General features: G+C 64.8%; 20 protein-coding genes. 13 read left to right on the top strand and 7 right to left on the bottom strand.

The features are described from left to right. Nucleotides 1-623 precede the first annotated feature (623 nt). Nucleotides 624-1,202, top strand: a complete 579-nt coding sequence (locus KI794_RS15840) for a thymidine kinase (protein WP_255808628.1) — start codon at nt 624-626, stop codon at nt 1,200-1,202. Nucleotides 1,203-1,350: 148 nt separating this feature from the next. Here the strand turns inward: KI794_RS15840 and KI794_RS15835 are convergent, their stop codons facing one another. Together KI794_RS15835 and KI794_RS15830 are read right to left on the bottom strand one after the other, a co-directional pair. Next, the gene (locus tag KI794_RS15835; RefSeq protein WP_255808627.1) at nt 1,351-2,187 is read right to left on the bottom strand and encodes a class I SAM-dependent methyltransferase; all 837 of its coding nucleotides are present in this window, start codon (nt 2,185-2,187) and stop codon (nt 1,351-1,353) included. Next, the gene (locus KI794_RS15830; protein ID WP_255808626.1) at nt 2,184-2,753 is read right to left on the bottom strand and encodes a MarR family winged helix-turn-helix transcriptional regulator; all 570 of its coding nucleotides are present in this window, start codon (nt 2,751-2,753) and stop codon (nt 2,184-2,186) included. The genes KI794_RS15835 and KI794_RS15830 overlap by 4 nt, the downstream gene beginning before the upstream one ends. Before the next feature lie 129 nt (nt 2,754-2,882). On the opposite strand from KI794_RS15830, the gene KI794_RS15825 reads away from it, so the two are divergent. Further along, nucleotides 2,883-3,458 (top strand): NADPH-dependent F420 reductase, encoded by a 576-nt coding sequence (locus KI794_RS15825; RefSeq protein WP_255808625.1) that lies wholly within the window; start codon nt 2,883-2,885, stop codon nt 3,456-3,458. A 134-nt stretch (nt 3,459-3,592) separates the two neighbouring features. Next, nucleotides 3,593-4,465 (top strand): VOC family protein, encoded by an 873-nt coding sequence (locus KI794_RS15820; RefSeq protein WP_255809786.1) that lies wholly within the window; start codon nt 3,593-3,595, stop codon nt 4,463-4,465. Here KI794_RS15820 and KI794_RS15815 read toward each other — a convergent pair. Then, nucleotides 4,462-5,415: an endo alpha-1,4 polygalactosaminidase gene (locus KI794_RS15815; protein ID WP_255808624.1), complete on the bottom strand. Its 954-nt coding sequence runs from the start codon at nt 5,413-5,415 to the stop codon at nt 4,462-4,464. The two genes, KI794_RS15820 and KI794_RS15815, sit on opposite strands and share 4 nt — an antisense overlap. Nucleotides 5,416-5,638: 223 nt before the next feature. Here KI794_RS15815 and KI794_RS15810 point away from each other — a divergent pair, with 223 nt between their 5' ends. Both KI794_RS15810 and KI794_RS15805 read left to right on the top strand, forming a co-directional pair. Next, nucleotides 5,639-6,652 carry a DUF2804 domain-containing protein gene (locus KI794_RS15810; protein WP_255808623.1) on the top strand — a complete coding sequence of 338 codons (1,014 nt, stop codon included), beginning with the start codon at nt 5,639-5,641 and terminating at the stop codon, nt 6,650-6,652. Nucleotides 6,653-6,824: 172 nt separating this feature from the next. Beyond that, nucleotides 6,825-8,345 carry an APC family permease gene (locus KI794_RS15805; protein WP_119285484.1) on the top strand — a complete coding sequence of 507 codons (1,521 nt, stop codon included), beginning with the start codon at nt 6,825-6,827 and terminating at the stop codon, nt 8,343-8,345. A 39-nt stretch (nt 8,346-8,384) separates the two neighbouring features. Here KI794_RS15805 and KI794_RS15800 read toward each other — a convergent pair whose 3' ends face one another. Next, nucleotides 8,385-9,092: a DUF1361 domain-containing protein gene (locus KI794_RS15800; protein WP_255808622.1), complete on the bottom strand. Its 708-nt coding sequence runs from the start codon at nt 9,090-9,092 to the stop codon at nt 8,385-8,387. A 50-nt stretch (nt 9,093-9,142) separates the two neighbouring features. Here KI794_RS15800 and KI794_RS15795 point away from each other — a divergent pair, with 50 nt between their 5' ends. Both KI794_RS15795 and KI794_RS15790 read left to right on the top strand, forming a co-directional pair. Next, nucleotides 9,143-11,149, top strand: coding sequence for a cytochrome c oxidase assembly protein (locus KI794_RS15795; RefSeq protein ID WP_255808621.1), 2,007 nt, complete (start codon nt 9,143-9,145; stop codon nt 11,147-11,149). A gap of 27 nt (nt 11,150-11,176) precedes the next feature. After that, the gene (locus KI794_RS15790) at nt 11,177-12,784 is read left to right on the top strand and encodes an aminotransferase class I/II-fold pyridoxal phosphate-dependent enzyme (protein WP_304941396.1); all 1,608 of its coding nucleotides are present in this window, start codon (nt 11,177-11,179) and stop codon (nt 12,782-12,784) included. Here KI794_RS15790 and KI794_RS15785 read toward each other — a convergent pair. Beyond that, a complete protein-coding gene (locus KI794_RS15785) occupies nt 12,765-13,703 on the bottom strand; it encodes a LysR family transcriptional regulator (RefSeq protein ID WP_119285488.1) in 939 nt (312 codons plus the stop codon). The genes KI794_RS15790 and KI794_RS15785 overlap by 20 nt on opposite strands. Before the next feature lie 245 nt (nt 13,704-13,948). Between KI794_RS15785 and KI794_RS15780 the strand changes: the two genes are divergently transcribed. The 6 genes from KI794_RS15780 to KI794_RS15755 all read left to right on the top strand — a co-directional run bounded on the left by KI794_RS15780 (nt 13,949) and on the right by KI794_RS15755 (nt 18,900). Then, nucleotides 13,949-14,869 (top strand): ABC transporter substrate-binding protein, encoded by a 921-nt coding sequence (locus tag KI794_RS15780; protein ID WP_255808620.1) that lies wholly within the window; start codon nt 13,949-13,951, stop codon nt 14,867-14,869. Then, the gene (locus tag KI794_RS15775) at nt 14,869-15,834 is read left to right on the top strand and encodes an amino acid ABC transporter permease (protein WP_119285490.1); all 966 of its coding nucleotides are present in this window, start codon (nt 14,869-14,871) and stop codon (nt 15,832-15,834) included. Before KI794_RS15780 ends, KI794_RS15775 begins: the two co-directional genes overlap by 1 nt. A 29-nt stretch (nt 15,835-15,863) precedes the next feature. Beyond that, nucleotides 15,864-16,616 (top strand): amino acid ABC transporter ATP-binding protein, encoded by a 753-nt coding sequence (locus KI794_RS15770; RefSeq protein ID WP_119285517.1) that lies wholly within the window; start codon nt 15,864-15,866, stop codon nt 16,614-16,616. Between the two features lie 87 nt (nt 16,617-16,703). Beyond that, the gene (locus KI794_RS15765) at nt 16,704-17,873 is read left to right on the top strand and encodes an alpha-hydroxy acid oxidase (protein ID WP_255808619.1); all 1,170 of its coding nucleotides are present in this window, start codon (nt 16,704-16,706) and stop codon (nt 17,871-17,873) included. Continuing rightward, a complete protein-coding gene (locus KI794_RS15760; RefSeq protein WP_255808618.1) occupies nt 17,870-18,250 on the top strand; it encodes a RidA family protein in 381 nt (126 codons plus the stop codon). Before KI794_RS15765 ends, KI794_RS15760 begins: the two co-directional genes overlap by 4 nt. 143 nt (nt 18,251-18,393) lie before the next feature. After that, complete coding sequence (locus KI794_RS15755) at nt 18,394-18,900, top strand: SRPBCC family protein (RefSeq protein WP_119285493.1); 507 nt, start codon at nt 18,394-18,396, stop codon at nt 18,898-18,900. Between the two features lie 356 nt (nt 18,901-19,256). On the opposite strand, the gene dcd is transcribed toward KI794_RS15755, so the two are convergent. Both dcd and KI794_RS15745 read right to left on the bottom strand, forming a co-directional pair. Continuing rightward, nucleotides 19,257-19,862, bottom strand: coding sequence for a dCTP deaminase (gene dcd / locus KI794_RS15750; RefSeq protein ID WP_119285494.1), 606 nt, complete (start codon nt 19,860-19,862; stop codon nt 19,257-19,259). A 69-nt stretch (nt 19,863-19,931) separates the two neighbouring features. Continuing rightward, entirely contained in the window at nt 19,932-20,594 is a 663-nt protein-coding gene (locus KI794_RS15745) for a TetR/AcrR family transcriptional regulator (protein ID WP_119285495.1), read from the bottom strand. Nucleotides 20,595-20,639: the final 45 nt, after the last annotated feature.

Here is a 20,639-nt window from a genome sequence, read left to right as displayed (position 1 = left end):
CATCACTTCGCGCCGATGCATATGTTTTCCGCGAGAACACACCTTCCCAACGCAAATTAACGTGTACCGCTGCAAGAAACGTATGCAGTGGCGAGGGTCGTCGGTGCAGAAAGGGCGCGCGGGTGCGGGGCCGGAGAGCTGGAGTGCCTGAACCCTGAAGGGCCGGAGCCCCAGTGCCCCCGGAGCCACAGAGACTCAGGCCCCCAGGCCCTCAGGCCCCCGGAGCCACAGAGACTCAGGCCCTCAGGCCCTCAGGCCCCCAGGCCCCAGACCCCAGACCCCAGACCCCAGACCCCAGACCCCCAGGCCCCTAGAGCTTCGATGGCCAGTCGCAGGCCAAGATTCCACAACTTATCCCCAACAATGTGGATAACTCATAGCTTAATTTCGAGGAATGTCCACAACTTGTCCACACGGGCCTGTGGAAAAGTCGCCGATGAGCAGGATCTTTCAAAACCGTTAGAACAGGGATTCGTAAATTACATTTTTGTAATTCGAAACAGGTGTTCGCCTCGCTTTACTCACCCATAGGTAGCCGAAACCGCCGGTTCGCGGAGAGCCGGACTGGGCCGCAGACGAGCACCGCGCGGCGTCGAGTCACGGCGACGCGGTAAAGTCGCTGCATGGCAAAACTGCATTTCCGCTACGCGGCGATGAACGCTGGGAAGAGCGTCGCCCTCCTGCAGGTGGGGCACAATTACGAATCGCTTGGAAAGCAGATTCTGATCGTGAAGCCAGCTGTCGACTCGAAAGGCGGAGACCGTGTCATCTCGCGGTTGGGCGTCGAGCGTGCTGTCGACTTCCTCTGGGTCGACGGGGAGTCGCTGCCTGCCGTGAAGGCGCGGCACGACGTGATTCTCGTCGACGAGGCACAGTTCCTGTCGAGCCGCCAGGTCAACGAACTACTCGACGTCGCCGTTCGCGTGGGCATCACCGTTATCGCTTACGGTCTGCGCACAGACTTTCGCGGCGATAACTTCCCAGGCGCCGCACGACTGCTGAGTGTGGCGCACGAGATCGAAGAGATCCGTACCCTCTGCCGGTGCGGTTCGAAGGCGACGATGAACCTGCGCAAGGTGTCAGGCACTCCTGTGTTCGACGGCGACCAGGTTGCGATCGACGACGGCTCTGTCGAGTACGAGTCGGTGTGTGCCGCCTGCCACCAGCGCGAGCGCACTGCGGCGGGCGCGAGCTGGGACTGAGTAATGGCGAGCCGGGCGGGGAACCCGACCGCGGCGCCCGGCCCGAGCCCTCTCGCGGCGCCGACCGTGATGCCGAGCGACGCCGGCCGCGGCGTCGATCGCGACCTCACCGTGACGCCCACCGCGGCACCCACCGCGACGACGCGGCCTACGCCGGTTTTACCGCGCGCAGCGTGTAGCTCAGGGGTGCGACGCCAGCGCGGGTCGTGAGGCGCCACTCGCCGTCCTCGCCGAGGGTCATCTGCCCTGGTAGCGCTTCCCAGGGGACGCTCTGGTGCTCGACGAGTGTTTCGATGCGCAGCCCATTGTCGATGAGCGCGGTGATGATCTCGCCGAGCGAGTGGTTCCACTCGTAGGTCTTTGTCGAGGTCAGTGCCGTGGATGTCTCTACGTATGTCTCGGTGTCGTCCCATTCGAGGGGCTCGACGTGTTCGAAGTACGGGTAGCGCAGGGTGAGATCGGTGGTGACTGACTCGTCCATTGCCCAGAGGGTCGGGTGTGCTTCGCGCAGGTGGAGCGTTCCCCCCGGGGCGAGAAGCCCGGCGACGACCCTGGCCCAGTCCTGGACGCGTGGGAGCCAGCAGAGCGCGCCGACGCCCGTGTAGACGAGGTCGAACGCGCCTGCCGGCAGCACGTCGAGGGCGCGGTGCACGTCGGACTGTACGAACTCAACCGCGTCGCCGGCTTCGGCGGCGAGCTTGCGAGCTTCGGCGACTGATTCGCCAGAAAAGTCGAGTCCTGTGACGGTGGCGCCGAGTCGGGCGAGCGAGATCGTGTCGGTGCCAATGTGGCACTGGAGATGCACGGCTGTGAGTCCCCGAATATCGCCAAGCAGCGGGCGATCGAAGGTGACGACGTCAGAGAGGGCGGCCTGGTCGTCGATGTACGTGTCGACGCCGTATCCTGAGCCGTCTCGAGCGGCGTGAAGCGGCGCCCGGTTGTCCCAATTTGCTTCGTTCGCGGCGAGGTAGTCAGATGTGTTCATGCGCTTAAGCTTTCTGGTGCAGGGTCGGCTGCACAGGTGGTCTGGTCGATCTTGTCTGCCGGGTCGGCCGCGCATGCCGGTTCTCCAGGCGCGTCGGTGGCGCGCGGGTGGTCAGGATCAAGGCTTGTGAGCACGGCGAGTGTCAGGTCGCTCAGCTGCGTCACCCCGTCGCCCGGGAGCTGAGTGAGGCCCGAAAGCACGAGTTCACGCACCGCGTCGTCGTAGAGCCCACGGGAGCGCTCGTGCGCGTTCGCCCCGGCATCGGTGAGTACTGCGTTTGTTGCGCGGCCGTCTTCGGGGCAGGGCGTCCGCTCGATGAGGCCCCGCTTCTCGAGCGACGTCGCCACTCGCGAGATGCGCGGGAGTGTTGCGTTTGTCTTGCGGGCCAGTTCGCTGAGTCGCATGCGCCGCGCCTCGTGTTCGGCCAGGGCGCTGAGCAGCGTGTGCTCGAACGCGGTCACGCCCGCGTCGCCCAGTCGCTTGTCGAGCGCTGTTGGCAGCAGTTCGAGTATCGCGTGCAGCCGAGCGATCGCCACGCGTTCTGGGTGCGATAGAGAGGGGCTCATGCGCCCATTCTAGCAATTTAGTTGCACTTGCAAGTAAAACACGTTTATCATATGGTTGTACCTACAACTAAACGGGGTGTGGTCACCGCCTCGTCCGTAACGAGACACCTCACGACAAGGGAGATGCACATGACCAACTTCACAATCTTCGGCACAGGCAACATGGCAACCGCAATCGCGGGCGTGCTTACCGCGGGCGGCGCGACAGTCGCGCACATCGGAAGTGCGGACACGGGAGCCGATGTGCAGGGCGACGTCGTGATCCTCGCCGTCCCGTACCCGGCAATTGCCGACATCGTCGCGAGCCACGGTGACAAGCTCGCCGGCAAGGTCGTCGTCGATATTTCGAACCCGTTGAATTTCGAGACCTTCGACGAGCTCGTCGTGCCAACCGGCAGCTCGGCCGCTGCTGAACTGCAGCGCGCGCTTCCCGCTGCCAAGGTTCTGAAGGCGTTCAACACGAACTTCGCTGCGACACTCACGTCGGGCAAGGTCGGCGAAACGCAGACAACCGTTCTCGTTGCGGGCGACGACACCGAGGCAAAGAGCACGCTCGTGGCCGCGGTCACCGCGGGAGGCCTCGCGGCAATCGATGCAGGCTCGCTGCAGCGGGCGCACGAGCTTGAAGCGATCGGCTTCCTGCAGCTCACGCTCGCCGCAGCCGAGAAGATCTCGTGGGCCGGCGGCTTCGCCGTCAATAACTAACTACTGACACCCCGGAGCAATCCCGGGCGAGGGCGGGCCGGCGGGAGAGCCGCCGCCCCGCCATATGAAAGGCAATCGTGGAACAGCAGCAGACACCCCAGGTGCCAGAGCGCACGCTCTCGGCGGGCCTCGCGATGGACGCGGTGACGCTTCGCGTCGGCAACCTCGAACTCATGAGCGACTACTACGAGCAGGCGCTCGCCCTCGTACCGATCGAGGAGCGGGTTCTCGGCGGGCATGTGCACCGCGTGCTCGGACGTGGCGGCGCCCCGCTCGTCCGGCTGGTTCACACGCCAGATCTGCCAGAGCTCAACCCGCGCGACGCTGGTCTTTTTCACACAGCCTTTCTGTTCGCGGACGCGGCAAGTCTCGCCGCGACCGTCTACCGCGCGGCGCAGGATCCGCGGAGCCGCTTCGCTGGTTCAAGTGACCACCTCGTGAGCGAGGCCTTCTACTTCACCGACCCAGAGGGCAACGGCATCGAGCTCTACGTCGACAGGCCCCGCGACACGTGGCGCTACGACGGCGACGAGATACGCATGGACACCCTGTTTCTCGACCCTAATGCGTACCTGCAAGCGCACCTCGATGAGAGCGTGCTCGTTGACGCGGCGCTGCAGGCTGGGAGCGTGGGTCACGTGCACCTGCAGGTCGGAAATGTCGCGCGTGCGCGGGAGTTCTACGTCGACGCGCTCGGCTTTGAGGCCACAGCAACTGGCATCCCGACGGCGCTGTTCGCCTCTGCGGGCGGGTACCATCATCACGTCGCGATGAATATCTGGAACAGTCAGGGGGTGGGGCCTCGCGCTGCGCGTCTCGGGCTCGCGGACGTCGCGATTACGCTGCCTGGCAGGGAGGATCTCGACGCGCTCGCGGCGCGCTTGCGTGGCCGAGGGCTTGCGTTCAAGGACACCGGCAGGGCAGTCGTTGTCGCCGACCCGTGGGGAACACAGGTGACTCTCGCGCTGCCGGGGGCGAGCGCCGACGATCTTCTGAGCCAGAACTAGCGTGCAGGCGCCCCGTGCGGGCACAGCTCGAATGCATAGCTGGCGCTGCCCGGGGTGCTGAGCTGCTTGTCGCGCAACACCATCGATGCGGGGGCGTCGGGGTGGGCGCACATCTCGCTGAAGGGGCGTGGCAGCGCGTCGGTGTACTCGATATCGATGACCCGCGTGCCGTAGACGCTTGTGTACGCGCCACACTCGTCGAAGAAGCTGCACTCCTCGGTGACGGCGAAATCGAATCCCGCTCGTTCCCGCAGCGTGGCGGCGTCGGCGGGTGAGTTCTTCTGGCCTGCGGCGAGGCCGTGCTCGTGGGCGGTCTCGACGAGCGCCGCAGCGAGCGCGAGGTTGTCCTCGAACGTGAGCGCACCGTCTGAGCGCGTATACGTGTCGAGGTTGTCGAACTCGACGGCGTCGTAGCCGGCGCTCGCGCAGCCCGCAATCCAGTCGCTCACGAGCGTGTGGATCTCAGCGCGCGCCTGGCTTGTCGACGTGTCGAGCAGCACCTCATCGGGCCAGTCAGGATCGATGAAGAGCTCACCCCCGGCATCCCGCAACAGCGTGTCGGCCGGCCACAGCGCAAGCTCGTCTGGCTGCGTCTGGAACCCGTTGACGTAGCAGATGGAGTAGACGCCGGGAACCGGCTCAGCGCTCCGGTCGCGGGCAACGATCCCGACACTGGGCGCAGGGTCGTACGCCCCGCCGAGCTGGTAGTCGGGGGACGCGCCCTCGGGCGGGAGGGCGATGGCAGCTTTTCGCGTCGGAGCGGGGTCGCCAGATGTCACCCTCGGATCCTCGCCCGGTGCCGTGCAGCCCGCGAGGCTTACCGCCACCGCAATCGCGCCGACGGCGACAAGCCGCGCCCCTGGGGCTAAGGCGGCCGGAGGGATTCGGGGCACATGAGTGGCGGCATTCACCCGCGCCGTTGCCCGCGCGTGTGCCTTCGTGCGTCTCATGTTGCTCCTCCCCGAGAGCGTCTCGCGCTCGCCGCCCGTGACTTGACCGCGCTGTCAAGTATTTCGGATCCGGCTGCGGGGGTTCACAAATAGCGCCCGACTCCCTCATTACAGGGGCAACGACGCGAGTATGCAGGACTAGACTCGCTCCATGAACGACGACGAAGCCTTGCCTCGCGGGGGCGAGCTGGCAGCGGCGTCTGAGGCGCGGGAGACACACTGAATGCACGAGCACGGGGCGATCACTGAGCCCGCGATTCAGGCGCCGACGGCGCTCGTCGCGGCCGACGGCAAGCTGAACCGCCAGGCTGTCGGCTGGGCGACACAGCCGATCATTGACACGAGCGGGCTTGGTGCTGGTCGCGGGAGGAACAAGCGGTGGGAGTACTGGAACGTCGTCACTCCAACCCACATTCTCGCGGCGACAGTGTCGGCAATCGACTATGCCTGCGTTCCCGAAGTGTGGGTGCTCGACCGTGAGACCGGTAAGGAGTGGGGCAAAGCTGGGGCCGTGATCCCCCCGCGTGGTGCTGTGCTCGCTGCGAGTCTCGAGGAAGGCTCGTCGAGTATGCGCTCTGACGGTCTCTCGATTGACATCGACGAGGTGCCTGGCGGCACGCGTATTCGTGCCGAGATCGACGGCGCCTCGTTCGACGTCGTCGCGGAGCTGCCGGAGGGCCATGAGCGGCTTGCCCTTGTCGTTCCCTGGAGCGAGACGCGCTTTCAGTACACGGTGAAGGACGTCGCCAGGCCCGCGACGGGTACTCTGCGGATCGGCGCTGACGAGTTTCGCCTGCCCACGGGCGAGAGCTGGGCGGTGCTCGACCACGGCCGTGGCCGCTGGCCGTACAGCATCGCCTGGAACTGGGGAGCCGGATCTGGCAGGGCGTGCGGCAGGGTCATCGGCGTGCAGGTCGGCGCGCGATGGACAGCGGGAACCGGCGTCTCGGAGAACGCGTTCTTCGTCGATGGCGTGATGCACAAGATTCACGGCGAGACTGTCTGGGAGTACGACTCGCACAATTGGCGGCGCCCCTGGCGTGTGCACGGCGGCGGGTTTAACGCTGTCTTCACCCCTTTTCACGTGAAACATAGCCAGACGAACTTCGGAGTGCTCGCAGGGCGAACTGACCAGTGCTTTGGCGAGTGGGCGGGCACGTTCAGAACCGCGGCGGGCGAAGAGATCTGTTTTGAGGGGATCACCGGCTGGGCCGAGGACGTGCGCAACCGCTGGTAGCAATTCCGGGGGTGAAACACACTTTCCCGAATTCCGCAGCGCCTTCTTTGCACACCCTGCGCACGATTGGCCGGGCGAAGTCACGGAAGCGCCGTGGGGGCCTGAGCCCTACGATGCTCTCAGGGCTCGGGAGAGCCCAGATCAACGAAGATCAGAAAGGCAAGGCATCGTTATGTCTGCAACCCCACCGGAGGCGCGGCTCGCCGACGACGAGCACCTCTCAGTGCTCGGCTACGAGGGCAAGTTCGACCGCTCCATGAGCCTGTGGGCAAACTTTGCCCTCGGGTTCACGTACCTCTCGCCGCTCGTCGGCGTCTACTCGCTGCTCGCGATGGCCCTCTCGACGGGCGGACCGCCCTCGATTTGGTGGATCGTCATCGTTGCGTGCGGCCAGCTCCTCGTCTCGCTTGTGTTCGGCGAGGTCGTCTCGCAGTACCCGATTCACGGTGGCGTCTACCCGTGGGCGCGCCGCCTCTGGGGGAGGCGCTACGCGTGGATGGCTGCCTGGGTCTACATCTGGGCGATGATCGTGACGATCACCTCGGTCGCCGAGTTTGGGGCAGGGTTCATCACGAGCCTGTTCGGCATCGAACTGAACGCTGAGACGACGCTCTTCACGGGGCTTGGCCTCCTGCTGTTCGCGCTCGCGATCAACTTCTCTGGCACAAAGTGGCTCGCGCGCATCGCCAGAATCGGTCTTGCTGCCGAACTCGTCGGCGTGATTGGGCTCGGTCTCTACCTGCTGCTCTTCCAGCGCAAGCACGAGTTCTCGGTGTTCTTCGACACGATGGGAACCGAAGGCGACGGCTCGTACGTGCCAGTCTTTCTCGCCTCAGCGCTCGCGGGCCTCTTCCTGTTCTACGGCTTCGAGGCCTGCGGTGACGTCGCAGAAGAGGTCGCCGACCCCGCGAGGCGTATTCCCCGGGCGATGATGATGACGATCCTCGTCGGCGCGGTCTCCGCTCTCTTCTCGTTCGCCGGATACGTGCTCGCAGCCCCGGATCTCGAGGGCATCGTCTCGGGTGAGATCACCGACCCGATCCCCGCGATCCTCGAATCGACGCTCGGCACCGTCGGGGCGAAGGTGTTCCTCGTCGTGACTGTGCTCGCGTTTGTTTCGTGCGTGCTCAGCCTGCAAGCTGCGGCTTCGCGACTGCTGTACTCGTTCGCCCGCGACGGCATGCTTCCCGGCCACACCTGGCTGTCGAAAGTCTCTGAGCGCAGCAAGGTTCCAACGAACGCGCTCATCGTCGCGTGCACGGTGCCGGCGCTCATCTGCGTGCTCATCTACTTCAACGACGGCCTGCTCGTGCCTGTCACCTCGTTCGCGATCCTCGGCATCTACGTCGCGTTCCAGATGGTTGTGCTCGCCGCGCTGCGTCAGCGGTTCAAGGGATGGAAGCCTGCGGGGCCGTTCACGCTCGGACGCCTCGGCATGGTCGTGAACATTGCAGCGCTCGCCTACGGGGTGTTCGCGATCATCCTGCTCGCGAAGCCTGGCGAGGGCGGCACGTTCTTCCAGAACTACGTCGTGCTCATCGGCCTCGCCGTCGTGCTCGTCTCTGGCCTGCTGTATCTGTTCCTCGCACGCCCCGACAAGCAGTCGACAGCGCCCGAGGGTGACGCGCGAGAGGTCGCGGCCGAGATTCGTCGGCGCACAGGCCGCGTTGAGGTGCAGGCGCCACGCGGCTAGTCTTCCCCGTGTACGCCCTCTCGAGCTCGCTCGCCTGATCTATTGGCGGGCGAGCTCGAGCTCGTACAAGCCGACAACAATTGGCGTCACAATCGTGAGATAGAGAATCCCGATGAAAAGTGCGTACGTGAGAGTGAACCCGAAGCAGGCGAGCGCGTTGCCGCGCACCTTGAAATGAGCGACGACCTTCTCGATAAGCGCGCTCGGGTGACGCACATCCCAACTGTTCAGACGCAGATAGCGCCCGAGGTACATGCCGAGGCCGACGAGCAGCAGCACGACAGCGAGCGCGATCATCGCGCGCGGCCTGAAAAAGGAGACGGCGCGGTCGTCGAACATCACGACCGAGTACAGCAGTTGCGCGACGAACACGTTGACGATCGTGTTGATCACCCCACTCATCGCGAGCGAGATCACGAGGATGATGTCGTACCACAGCGGAACCGGGTCGTCGTCGGCGCGATGAGACTGGTTCAATTCGGTGATGAGGTAGCTCGTGTTCGGCAGCATGAGCAGCCACACCACGCCGAGCACGGTCACGCTCGCAAAGGCGAGCACCCTGTTGACGGGCAACAGCCCGACGAGCGCGATAAACGCGAGGGCGAGGAGCAGGATCGGCAGCACCGAGAGCATGATGTTCCAGAGCATTGGCCGGTACAGTCTGGTTCGGTAGACGGCGGCGCGCAGGATCACGAGAGTCGCGGCGTAGACGTTCAGGATCGCGGCGCCGATGAAAAGGAACAGCATGCATTCAGCTTAGGTGCGGGCAGTCAGGCGCGCCCGCGTAGGCTAGGGGGGTGCCCCGTTTGATTCGCGTGATTGCCCCTGCCGTGCTCCTGGCGGCGACGTTCGCCGCCCTCTTTTGGGGGCTGTCGATTGGTGGGGCTGCGAACGAGCGAGACCTCGCCGACCCTGGCGCCCTCGTGCGTTACGGCGTGCCGCTGCTGCGTACCCTCGTCAACGTCTCAGTCGCCGGCCTCGTCGGTTCGCTGGTGATGGCTGTGTGGGCATTCGCGGTTGACCGCCCCGAGTACCGTATTGCGATGGATGTCGCGGCGGGCTCGGCAGCTGTGCTTACCGTCGCCTCCGGCGCGACGCTCATTCTCACCTACTCAGACATCACGACGATGCCGTTCTCGGGCTCCGCAGCGTTCGGCGCGGGCCTCGCGCAGTTCGTCACCGAAGTTGAGATTGGCCAGCTGTGGCTCTGGGAACTGCTCATCGCGGCGCTCGTGACAGTGTTTGCCTTCGCTGTGCGCGGTCGGCGCATGACCCTGCTCGTGCTCGTGCTCGGCCTGCTCACCACGCTGCCGCTCGCTCAGCAGGGTCACGCTGCGGGAGCTTCTGGTCACAGCCAGGCGGTGAACTCGCTCCTCGTCCACCTCGTCGGCGCTGCGGTCTGGCTCGGCGGGCTCCTCGTGCTCATCTTCGTTGCGAAGTCAGTGACTCGCGAGCGCCTCGCGATCCTCGTCTCCCGCTACTCCTCGATCGCGCTGCTCGCGTTTATCGCGGTGAGCGCGTCTGGCGTGGTGAGCGCCTGGCTCCGCATCGGCGACCTCGATGCCCTCTTCGGCACGGGGTACGGTCAGCTCATCATCCTGAAGACAGTGTCGCTCGTTGCGCTCGGCGCGTTCGGTGCGCTGCACCGCCAGCGCCTCATCCCGCGCATTGAAAAGAGCGACCGCGGAATGCGGGTGTTCGCCTGGTTCGTCGTCGCCGAGCTCGCGGTCATGGGCCTCGCGAGCGGCATCGCCGGCGCGCTCGGCCGCACCGCCACCCCGGTGCCGCTCGAACCCGCCGGCGAGGCTGTGGGGGCGTCGCCTGCCGAGATCCTGACCGGCGACCCGCTGCCCCCCGAGCTCACTCCGATGAGCTACCTCACCGAGTGGAAGTTCGACCTCGCTTGGGGGCTCGTCGCATTCTTCGGCATCGCGTTTTACATCGCCGGTGTGCTGCGACTGCGCCGCCGCGGTGACAGCTGGCCCATCGGCCGCACCATCGCCTGGGTCAGCGGCATGCTCTTCCTCTTCTACGCGACAAACGGCGCCTTCAACGCATACGAGCAGTACCTCTTCAGCGTGCACATGCTCGGGCACATGATGTTCACGATGCTCATCCCGCTCGTGCTCGTGCTTGGCGCACCGGTGACGCTCGCGCTGCGCGCGACCGACAAGCGCACCGACGGCTCCTGGGGCACCCGCGAATGGATCATGTGGGGGCTGCAGACGCCGTGGTCAAAGTTTGTGACGAACCCGGTTGTTGCCGCCGCGATCTTCGTCGGGTCACTGTGGGTGTTCTACTTCTCGCCGATCCTCAGGTGGGCGATGGCCGAGCACCTCGGACACCAGTGGATGATCATCCACTTCCTCATCTCCGGCTACCTTTTCAGCCTGACGATGATTGGTGTCGACCCGATCCCGAACCGTGCACCGTACCCGATCCGGCTCGTGATTCTGTTCGCAACGATGGCGTCGCACGCGTTCTTCGGCGTCACGATGATGACTGGCGACTCCCTCTTCGTTGCCGACTGGTTCGGATCGATGGGCCGCACCTGGGGTGCGACTCCGCTCGAGGACCAGGCGACTGGCGGCGGCATCGCGTGGGGCATCGGCGAGCTACCGACGCTCGCGCTCGCGCTCGTTGTCGCCGTGCAATGGTCTCGCAGCGATACGAAGGAACAGAAGCGCAAGGATCGGGCAGAAGAACGCTCCGGTGACTCTGAACTTGAGGCGTACAACGCGATGCTCGCAGCCCAGGCTGCGCGCGACACCGCCCGCGAGGCGCGAAGCGAAACGCGGCGATAACCATAACCGAACGGGGTAGGGCAAGCAATGAAGCAGGCGCAGGATCCACGGCGCGACCACGATCGCGCGCCATACGCGGAGGCGCTGCAGCGTCATGCTGATCAGGATCCGCTGATGTTCATGGTGCCCGGCCACGCGGCAACAGCCGCTGGGATGTCGGGCGACCTCGCCGAGTTCGCCGGTGAGTTGGCGCTTCGGCACGACATTCCGCAGCTCGTCGACGGCATCGACTCGGGCGAGAATAGTCCGCTCGCTCAAGCGCTCGACCTCGCGGCCGACGCCTGGGGTGCGCGGCGGGCATGGTTTCTCGCCAACGGGTCGTCGCAGGGCAACCGGATGGCTGTCATCGGAGTCGGTGCAGCCGGCGCCGGGGGCAGCGCTGACGCGCCCGCGCCGTCGATAGAGCGTGGCCCAGACGTCGTCGTCGCGCAGCGCAGCGCCCACTCGAGCTTTCTCGACGGACTCGTCGTCACCGGCCTCGCGCCCGAATGGGTATTTCCAGAGTTTGATGCCACGCACGGCATCAACCACGGTCTCACCCCCGCTCTGCTCGAAGAGGCGTTCGGCCGAGCCGCCGAACGGGGAGACCGGCCCCAAGCCGCGTACGTGATCTCACCGAGCTATTTTGGCGCGGTCTCGGACATCGCCGGACTCGCTGCCGTCGCGCACGCCAACGGGGTGCCGCTCATCGTCGACGCAGCATGGGGCGCCCACTTCGGCTTCCACCCCGAACTCCCCGACTTTCCAACGACGCTCGGAGCAGACATCGCGGTGACGAGCACCCACAAAATGGGCGGCAGCCTCGGCCAGTCTGCGATGCTACTGCTCGCAGATGGGCAGTTCGCCGACGCGCTCGAGCCCGCACTTGAGCGGGCCTTCACCCTCACGCAGACGACGAGCGCGAGCTCGCTGCTGCTCGGATCCCTCGACATCGCGAGACGGAGCCTCGTGCGCGAGACACGGCGCATCGGCGAGAGTGTCGCGCTCGCGGAGCGGCTCCGCTCGCTCCTTCGCGCTGACGAACGCTTCACCCTTGTGAGCGACGAGTTCGGCGAGTACCCGAGCGTGCTGCGTGCTGACCCGCTGCGCGTCTCAATTGGGCTGTCGCGCAGTGGGGTCTCGGGCTACGAGATGCGAGCAGCCCTCGCACGCGACCACGGGATTCTGCTTGAGATCGCGACATCGGCAGCCGTCGTCGCATTCTTCGGCCCAGGCAAGGAACTCGACGTCGACAGGCTCTTCCGGGCGATGGTCGCCGTGCTCGACCGTGCGGTTGCGGAAGCCGGCGAGGGACGGGACGCGGCGACCCCAGACGGCGTACCGCCGGCGGTGCCCGCGCTCCCAGCCCCGGGCACGCGGGTGATGACGCCCCGCGCCGCCTACTTCGCGGGCACCGAGGTCGTGGACTGGTCGGCGGCGGTTGGTCGCGTGTCCGCGGACGCGCTCGCTGCGTACCCGCCCGGCGTTCCGAACATTGTGCCAGGCGAGCGCATTACGCGAGAGGCGCTCGAGTTTCTGCGGGCCGTGGCGGCGTCGCCAATCGGGTATGTGCGGGGCGCGGTTGACTCAAACGTCGACGCAGTGCGAGTCGTCTTGGAGCCAGGTTCGCCGGGGGTCACATTGCGAACGCAGTGACCGGCTCTGTCTCGAGCCGCTGCTCGATGTCAGCGGCGGCGTGTCGAAGTGCCGTGACCGCCGAATCGATCAGGGGGTTGCTGTCGACCGCGCGGTGCACCGCGTAGACCTTGCGGACGTACGCGGGATTCGCGAGCTGGATACGCCGCACCTGCATTGAATCAACCGTTGCGAGCTGAGGCACGATGGCTACTCCGAGGCCATTGCGAACGAGCTCAATCGGAAGGTTGTAGTCGTCGGTGCGGAAGATGATCTCGGGGCGGAAACCCGCGGCGGCGCAGATGTGGTGCAATGAGCCAGCCGCATCTGTGTCTTCACCGGCGCAGATCCACCGCTCGTCGGCGAGGTCACTTACCCTGATCTCGTTTCGGCGGGCGAGCCGGTGGCCATCGGGCAGCAGAACAAACAGGGGCTCTTCCATGATCAGTTCAGCAGAGAGGTCTGGCGAGTAGGTGCGCGGCACCGTGCCGTACTGCGCGACGACGGCGAGGTCCAACTCTCCCTCTTCCACAGCGGGCAGTGTGGTCTGCCAGTCACCCTCTTCGTATCTAATGTCGACGTCGGGTCGGCCCTGCAGGAGCTCAAGCAGCACGGCTGGTACGAGTCGGAAGCCGGCCGACCAGAAGCTACCAACGTGCAGGCGCCCGAGATCGGCGGAAGCGTATGAGCGCATCTCGTCCTCGACGGCGTCGAGGTCGGCGAGAATGCGCGTCGCCTGCCTCGCGAGTTGGGCGCCCGCTGCCGTTGGTCGGATGCTTCGCGCCGTGCGTTCAAGGAGGGGTACATCCCAGAGCCGTTCGATTGACGAGATCTGCTGCGACACTGCGGAGGGGCTGTAGCCGAGCCGAGCCGCGGCGGCCCGCAGTGAGCCGGTGTTCACGACTTCTCGAATTGCCTTGAGCTGCGTTGGGGTGAGCATCGCCTCAGCTTAGCTATCGCACGTAGAGCATCACAATGGCGAATATCTCGCCCCGACTCCCCCGGAGAGTCGTATAGGAAGGTTTGCCTGGCAGGAGCAGCTGGTGTCTAGAGGCGCGTTGGGATGAGCATCAGAAAATGTGTTTCAAGTGTGCATAAATGCGCATTCTGGCTAACTTTGAATCTCGCGATCTCTCCCTCACACTTATCTGCAGAGGCGAATACCAACGAAGGGAATCCAGCTTCATGACACTCACGACACACTCACCGAAGCTTGCACTCCGCCGCATCGCAGCGGCGGCTACAGCAGCTGCGATGCTCGCTGCTGGCCTTGCCGCGTGCAGCAACTCACCTGAGCCCAAGCCCGAGGATGCCTCGAGCATCGTTCGGGACGATGCGCTTGCCGCGCTTCTTCCCGCGGACATTCAAGACGCGGGAACGCTCCGTGTTGCGACGAGCGACGACTATCCGCCGCTGGAGATGCTGGCGGAAGATAACAAGACGATCACCGGTGCGGAGCCGGAGCTCATCACCGCCATCGGTGAGGTGCTCGGAGTGAAGGCCGAGCTCACGAAGGTCGCGTTTGACAGCCTCATCAGCGGCATTCAGGCAGACCGCTTCGACATCGCGATCCAGGCGATGCTCGATACCGCTGAGCGTCAGGAACAGGTGACCTTCGTCGACTACTTCAACACGAGCACAACCATGCTCGTGAAGTCGGAGAACGCGAAGAAGTTCACCGAGCTCGACGCGCTCTGCGGTCAGGCGATCGCGGTTGAGTCCGGCACCGGTCAGGTCGACATCGCCGCGGAACAGTCGCAGACATGCGTTGACTCGGGCGAGGCAGCGATCAGTGTCCTCGAGTTCCCCGATACTGTAGCGTGCTTGCAGTCCGTCGTTACGGGCCGAACGCAGGCCTTCCTTGGTGGCACCCCGACCATCGCCTTCCAAGCCGACAAGTCTGACGGAGCCCTGGTCGCCACCGGAACGCCGATGAACCTCAAGCCCTACGGGATCCTCATTCCGAAGGACGACGACAAGCTTGCCGAGGCAGTACAGGGCGCGCTCCAGAAGCTCATGGACGACGGCACATACGACGAGATCCTCGCGAAGTACGGCCTCCAGGACGGTTCGATCTCCGAGGCCACCATCAACGGCGGCAAGTAATGTCCCACCAGACGACTCTTTCTTCCTCAGCAGTGGGCGGCGGCAGCGGCGCGATCCAGGCGATCCCGCTGCGTCGCCCCGGCCGATGGGTGACCGCGGGCATCCTCGCATTTGTCGTGTTCTTCCTCATGCAGGCATGGATCACGAACGAGCGGATGCAGTGGCCGACGGTCGGAAAGTACCTCTTTGCGCCCACGGTGCTCGAGGGGCTCTTCACGACGATCTGGCTCACCGTCGTGGCGATGGCAATTGGAATCGTTGGCGGAATTCTGATCGCCGTCATGCGTCAGTCCGACAACCCAATTCTCGCAACGATCAGCTGGTTCTTCATCTGGCTGTTTCGCGGCGTCCCGCTGCTTGTGCAGATCCTCGTCTGGTACTTTCTCGCGGCGATCGTGCCGCAGATCATCATCGGTGTGCCCTGGGGGCCGGAGCTGTTCGCGTTCGACACGAACGCACTCATCACCCAGACCACCGCGGCGCTCCTGGCGCTTGGATTGTCGGAGGCTGCGTACATGGCTGAGATTGTTCGGGCAGGAATGTCTTCGGTTGACCGGGGCCAGGCAGAGGCCGCCCACGCGCTTGGGCTGACGAACCAGCAGACGCTCCGGCGAATCGTGCTCCCGCAAGCCCTGCGGGTCATTATTCCGCCGACTGGCAATGAGGTGATCAACATGCTCAAGGCGACCTCACTCGTCTCAGTTATCGCTGTCCCCGAGCTACTCACTTCGGTGCAGGCGATCTACTCCCAGAACTTCCAGCAAATCCCGCTGCTCGTTGTTGCCTGCTTCTGGTACCTTGTCGTCGTCTCGGTGCTGAGTGTTGGCCAGCACTTCCTCGAGCGTCACTTCGCTCGAGGCGTGCACGGCGCCCCGAACTCTCGCCGGACGAAGCGGCTGCCGCCAAACCCCGGCCCGATCACAGAGGCAGTGACCCTCATGAGTGCAGAGGAGCGTGACCGGTGAGTCAGGCGACCGCAACTGAACAGATCCCGATGGTTGTCGCCGACGGAGTCTCGAAGAGCTACGGCTCGAACGAAGTGTTGAAAGATATTTCGCTGACGGTGTTGCCAGGCGAGGTGCTCTGTCTCGTTGGCCCCTCCGGCTCGGGCAAGTCCACCTTTCTCCGGTGCATTAACCACCTCGAGAAAGTGAACGCAGGCAGGCTGCTCGTCGACGGGCAGATGGTCGGGTACCGCGAACATGGCGGCAAGCTCTACGAGCTGCACCCGCGGGAAGCGGCGAAGCAACGACGGAGCATCGGCATGGTGTTTCAGAGGTTCAATCTTTTTCCGCATATGACCGCGCTCGAGAACGTCATGGAGGCGCCGGTCCTCGTTACCCGGATCTCAAAAGCACAGGCACGTGCACGGGCGCACGAACTTCTCGCTCGGGTCGGCCTTGCCGACAGGGCCGACTTTTACCCGTCGCAGCTGTCTGGCGGGCAGCAACAGCGTGTCGCAATTGCCCGCGCGCTCGCGATGGAGCCAAAGCTCATGCTGTTTGACGAGCCGACGAGCGCGCTCGATCCCGAGCTAGTCGGTGAGGTGCTTGAGGTCATGAAGGAGCTCGCGGCGAGCGGGATGACCATGGTCGTAGTGACGCACGAGATGGGCTTCGCCCGCGAAGTCGCCGACACGCTCGTCTTTATGGACGGTGGCGTCGTTGTCGAAGCGGGCGATCCACACGAGGTGCTTGGCAACCCTCAACACCCGCGCACGAAGGCCTTCCTCGGCAAAGTCCTGTAGCTGAGCTCCTCGTTTCCCCCACGGGTCGCGGCCCTGGGGTGTATTCGGCGCGCCCGCGCTCCCAACCATCACACTGAAAGAAGCTCAATGACCACCTCCTCACGCGTTGTCAGCGCAGAAGACATGAAGGGCGCCGCTAAGCGCCGACTCCCCAAGATGGTGTTCGACTTTCTCGAGGGCGGTGTGCTTGACGAGATCACCGTCGCAAGAAACACGGCCGACCTTCGCGCCGTCGAATTCAAACAGCGCACGCTTGCCGAACTTGAGGGCTCGCACACGGCGGTTTCCATGCTGGGACGGCAATCTGAGATTCCGTTCTTTGTGTCACCGATGGGGATGCTCGGCATGATGCATCCCCACGCGGATGTCGGGGTCGCCCGCGCGATTACTCGGGCTGGGGGAACCTTTATCCACTCGGCGTGGTCCGGAGTCACCCTCGACGAGGTCGTCGCTGCGGCAGAGCCCGGGCGGGTATGGGGACAGGTGAACTACTGGAAGAACCGCGAGCACACCGAGCGCCACCTCGAGAACCTGCGGAAGCACGCCATCGACGTGCTTGTGCTTCCCGGCGACTGCGTGTTTGGCGACAAGCGTGAGCGCGACCTGCACCACGGGTTGAACAACCTACCGCCCCGGCTGTCGATCCCAGACATGATCTCCTGCGCCCTCCGTCCCGCTTGGGTCGCGAACATTCTGTTCGGGCGCAAGGTCACCTACGGGAACTACACCATCAACGGTAGACCGCTCAAGATGTCGCAGATGAAGCCGTGGATGGCGGAGAACGAGGACGTCACGGTCTCGTGGCGGGACCTGGCGAAGACGCGTGAGAACTGGCAGGGCAAGATCGTGCTCAAGGGTGTCATGTGCGCCGAAGACGCAAAACGTGCCCTCGACCTCGGCGTAGACGCGATCTTCGTCTCAAATCACGGCGGGCGCCAGTTCGATCGCCAGCCGTCTACTGTGAGCGTCATCGAGGAAGTTGTCGAGGCCGTCGATGGGCGCGCCGAAGTCTACGCTGACGGCGGTGTGACGCGGGGCCACGACGCGCTCGCGATGATGAGCGCGGGCGCCACGGCCGTTGGCCTGGGTCGCTCAGTCGCGTATGCGCTTGCTGCCGGCGGTGAGGCTGCCGTCGCGAAACTGATTGCTCAGCTCACATCTGAGTTTGAGCAGGCAATGGGTTTCTGCGGTGTTGCCGACCCTGCGCTCGCTGGGCCCGAGATTCGTCGCAACACCTGGCGTGGAGGCGCGCGATGAGCGACATCGTGCGGTTGCCAGACCCAAGCGAAGCCGACGGTGCCCTTTCGAGTGACGTGACAGTTCACGGTGGACAGGCCTTCGCGACCGTGATCCCGCTGAACGCTGAGGGCGAGCTCGCTGGGACGGCGATTGAGGAGCAGTCCGAGGCCGCGCTCGTTGAACTGGCGAGAGTGCTCAGCGACGCTGGATCCTCGCTCGATCGGGTGCTGCACCTCACGATCTACCTCACTGACATCGCGCGCGATCGCGCAGGCTTCAACGAAGTCTATGCAAAGCACTTCTCTGGACCGCGGCCTGTGCGCTGCGCCGTTGGTATCGCCGCGCTCGCTCGGCCGGGGATGCTCGTTGAGCTCACGGCTATCGCGGCGGTCTGATACTACGGCCGCGGCCATACGCTAGAGGCCTGCGCCGCAGAATGAGGGAGAGGACCTTCGCTTCAGGGGTAGTCGCGGAAGTGGCGGCGGCAGTAGTGTCGTAACCCAGGGGCGTAAGCCTGACTTCTCGGAGAGGGGCCATCATGACCGGCGTTACACAGACTGGCATCGTCATCGATCGGGCAACTTCGGCCTCCCCCGAGGCCGTGTTTGCCGCGCTGAGTGAGGCAGAGTCGTTCGCGAGCTGGTTCGGCGGGACTGACGTCGAGGTGCCTGCGGACCGGCTCGAATTCAACGCGGTCGAAGGTGGCAGGTGGCGTGCGACGATGGTGCTGCCCGACGGCAACACGATCGACTGGCAGGGCGGGTTCGTCAAGGTGCAGCCACCGATGCACTTTGACTTCACACTCACCGACGTGCCAGGCGAGGACGCACCGGAGGTACTCGTTACCGTTACCGTGGTCTCGGCCGACGGTGGCGCTGCGCTGCAAATGACCCAGGAAACGCCTGACTTCCCGCACGAGCAGAAGGCGGCGACGCTCGAGGGGTGGCAGGTCTTCCTCGACGAGGTATTGCGAATCGCGGAGGGGGAAACTGGCGCGCAGGCCGGTGAGGGCGAACAATCCGAGCAACCCGGCGGGGCCGAGTAGGCCTGGTCGCTACATGCTGAGCCCCGTGAGGTTTCGGGCTCAGGGTTCCTGGCATGCCTCGGCACTTCGGGACCTTGGCGTTTAATGACCTCAGCTCTTAGGCATGGGATCTGCAGTTCGTATGCCTCAGCCTCGGCGGAGTGGCATGTCTAGTGTCGATCCCATTGGTACGGTGGGGCCGGTTCGACTGTTGGGGCTCAGGGTTCTTGGCAGCACTCAGCTCTTAGACATGGGATCTGCAGTTCGTATGCCCCAGCCTCGGCGGAGTGGCATGTCTAGCGCCGATCCCATTGGTACGGTGGGCACGGTGGGCCCGGCCGGGCCGATCCCATTGGTACGGTGTGGCCGCGCAGGAACTATGCCCCCCGGGCGCCCTCGTCAGTGCCTGTCACGTCGGCGCGGTGGAAGTTCATGTGCGAGCGTGAAGCTGTCGGGCCGCGCTGGCCGAGGTAACGTGAGAAGGTCGCGCCCGCCCCGTATGGGCGCTCTGCGGGTGACGACAGCCTGAAGAAGCACAGCTGGCCGATCTTCATGCCGGGCCAGAGGCGAATCGGCAGCGTCGAGACGTTCGAGAGCTCAAGCGTGATGTGCCCCTCGAACCCGGGGTCGATGAAGCCCGCGGTCGAGTGGGTGAGGAGGCCGAGCCGGCCGAGCGAGCTCTTTCCCTCCAGGCGTGCTGCGATATCGTCAGGGAGGCCGACGAGTTCATAGGTCGAACCGAGCACGAACTCTCCGGGGTGCAGGATGAAGCCCTCTTCGGGATCCACCTCGACCATTCGGGTCAGCTCGGGCTGGTCTTCTGCGGGGTCGATGAGCGCGTACTTGTGGTTGTCGAAGAGGCGCACGAAGCGGTCGAACCGTACGTCGACGCTCGACGGCTGGACCATCGAGGGTTCGCTCGGAGAGAGCTTGATGCGGCCTGCGCCGAGCTCGGCATTGATATCGCGGTCTGAAAGCAGCACGGATTCATCTTACCCGCAGCACCCACCAGTTGCCCCGGAGGTCACGCGGGCACTGGCGGCAAGGGGCGTCTAGACCGGCTCGGTGATCGTGAAGAGCAGTTCTGCGAACCTGTCGCCGAGTTCGTTGACCCCTTCGGGCGCATCAAACCCACTGAGAGCGCTCACGCGCACTGCCCGCTCGTAGCCGCCGGCGAGGATCGTGAGCGCCCGATCGACGGGGATGATGAAGCGACGGCCGGCGGCGTGCACGATGCTTTCGACGACGTTGCTGAGCTCGGAGCGGAACTGGAGGTTGAAGTCGACGTGCTGCACCTCGCCCTCTGGGTGGCGCAGGGCGAGCAGCAGAAACTCTGTCTCGAGGGTGAACCAGCTCGTCTCGTTGCCGCTGGGGGAGAGGAACGTCGTCACGTAGCCGGCTGCGTCTTCTCTGGTGGGCGGCTCGGGGCTTAGCTGCAAGCACTCGGTGAGCTCGGCGGCGCGGATGCGAATCTGCTCGGCGCGCTGTTCGTACTCGCGCCCGAGCAGCGCAAGGAAGAGTTCTTCCTTGGACGAGAAGTTCGAGTAGAACGCGCCGCGGGTGAAGTCGGCGCGAGCGCAGATGCGTTCGACTGAGGCTCCCTGGATACCGAACTCGGCGAACACCTCGGCCGCGGCGTCGAGAAGTCTGCTGCGGGTCTCGCGGCGGCGGGCGCTCACGTGGTCGGCGTCCGGCGCAGATTGCGGATCAGACATGTTGCCTCCTCACAGTTTTTCGACAGGCTCAACGAATACAGTACT

Origin of the sequence: Leucobacter aridicollis, from assembly GCF_024399335.1 — a bacterium.
GTDB lineage: Bacteria > Actinomycetota > Actinomycetes > Actinomycetales > Microbacteriaceae > Leucobacter > Leucobacter aridicollis_A.
Note: the sequence above shows the minus strand (reverse complement) of the source record. Positions and strands in the feature narration are given on the sequence as shown.

Bases quoted from the DNA above. Each gene is read 5' to 3' on its own strand.
- KI794_RS15825 (WP_255808625.1), top strand. From the start codon at position 2,883: ATGACCAACTTCACAATCTTCGGCACAGGCAACATGGCAACCGCAATC.
- KI794_RS15840 (WP_255808628.1), top strand. From the start codon at position 624: ATGGCAAAACTGCATTTCCGCTACGCGGCGATGAACGCTGGGAAGAGC.
- KI794_RS15745 (WP_119285495.1), bottom strand. From the start codon at position 20,594: ATGTCTGATCCGCAATCTGCGCCGGACGCCGACCACGTGAGCGCCCGC.
- KI794_RS15815 (WP_255808624.1), bottom strand. From the start codon at position 5,415: ATGAGACGCACGAAGGCACACGCGCGGGCAACGGCGCGGGTGAATGCC.
- KI794_RS15810 (WP_255808623.1), top strand. From the start codon at position 5,639: ATGCACGAGCACGGGGCGATCACTGAGCCCGCGATTCAGGCGCCGACG.
- KI794_RS15770 (WP_119285517.1), top strand. From the start codon at position 15,864: ATGGTTGTCGCCGACGGAGTCTCGAAGAGCTACGGCTCGAACGAAGTG.
- KI794_RS15835 (WP_255808627.1), bottom strand. From the start codon at position 2,187: ATGAACACATCTGACTACCTCGCCGCGAACGAAGCAAATTGGGACAAC.
- KI794_RS15800 (WP_255808622.1), bottom strand. From the start codon at position 9,092: ATGCTGTTCCTTTTCATCGGCGCCGCGATCCTGAACGTCTACGCCGCG.
- KI794_RS15805 (WP_119285484.1), top strand. From the start codon at position 6,825: ATGTCTGCAACCCCACCGGAGGCGCGGCTCGCCGACGACGAGCACCTC.
- KI794_RS15765 (WP_255808619.1), top strand. From the start codon at position 16,704: ATGACCACCTCCTCACGCGTTGTCAGCGCAGAAGACATGAAGGGCGCC.
- KI794_RS15775 (WP_119285490.1), top strand. From the start codon at position 14,869: ATGTCCCACCAGACGACTCTTTCTTCCTCAGCAGTGGGCGGCGGCAGC.
- KI794_RS15820 (WP_255809786.1), top strand. From the start codon at position 3,593: ATGGACGCGGTGACGCTTCGCGTCGGCAACCTCGAACTCATGAGCGAC.
- KI794_RS15755 (WP_119285493.1), top strand. From the start codon at position 18,394: ATGACCGGCGTTACACAGACTGGCATCGTCATCGATCGGGCAACTTCG.
- KI794_RS15830 (WP_255808626.1), bottom strand. From the start codon at position 2,753: ATGAGCCCCTCTCTATCGCACCCAGAACGCGTGGCGATCGCTCGGCTG.
- KI794_RS15785 (WP_119285488.1), bottom strand. From the start codon at position 13,703: ATGCTCACCCCAACGCAGCTCAAGGCAATTCGAGAAGTCGTGAACACC.
- KI794_RS15780 (WP_255808620.1), top strand. From the start codon at position 13,949: ATGACACTCACGACACACTCACCGAAGCTTGCACTCCGCCGCATCGCA.
- KI794_RS15760 (WP_255808618.1), top strand. From the start codon at position 17,870: ATGAGCGACATCGTGCGGTTGCCAGACCCAAGCGAAGCCGACGGTGCC.
- KI794_RS15790 (WP_304941396.1), top strand. From the start codon at position 11,177: ATGAAGCAGGCGCAGGATCCACGGCGCGACCACGATCGCGCGCCATAC.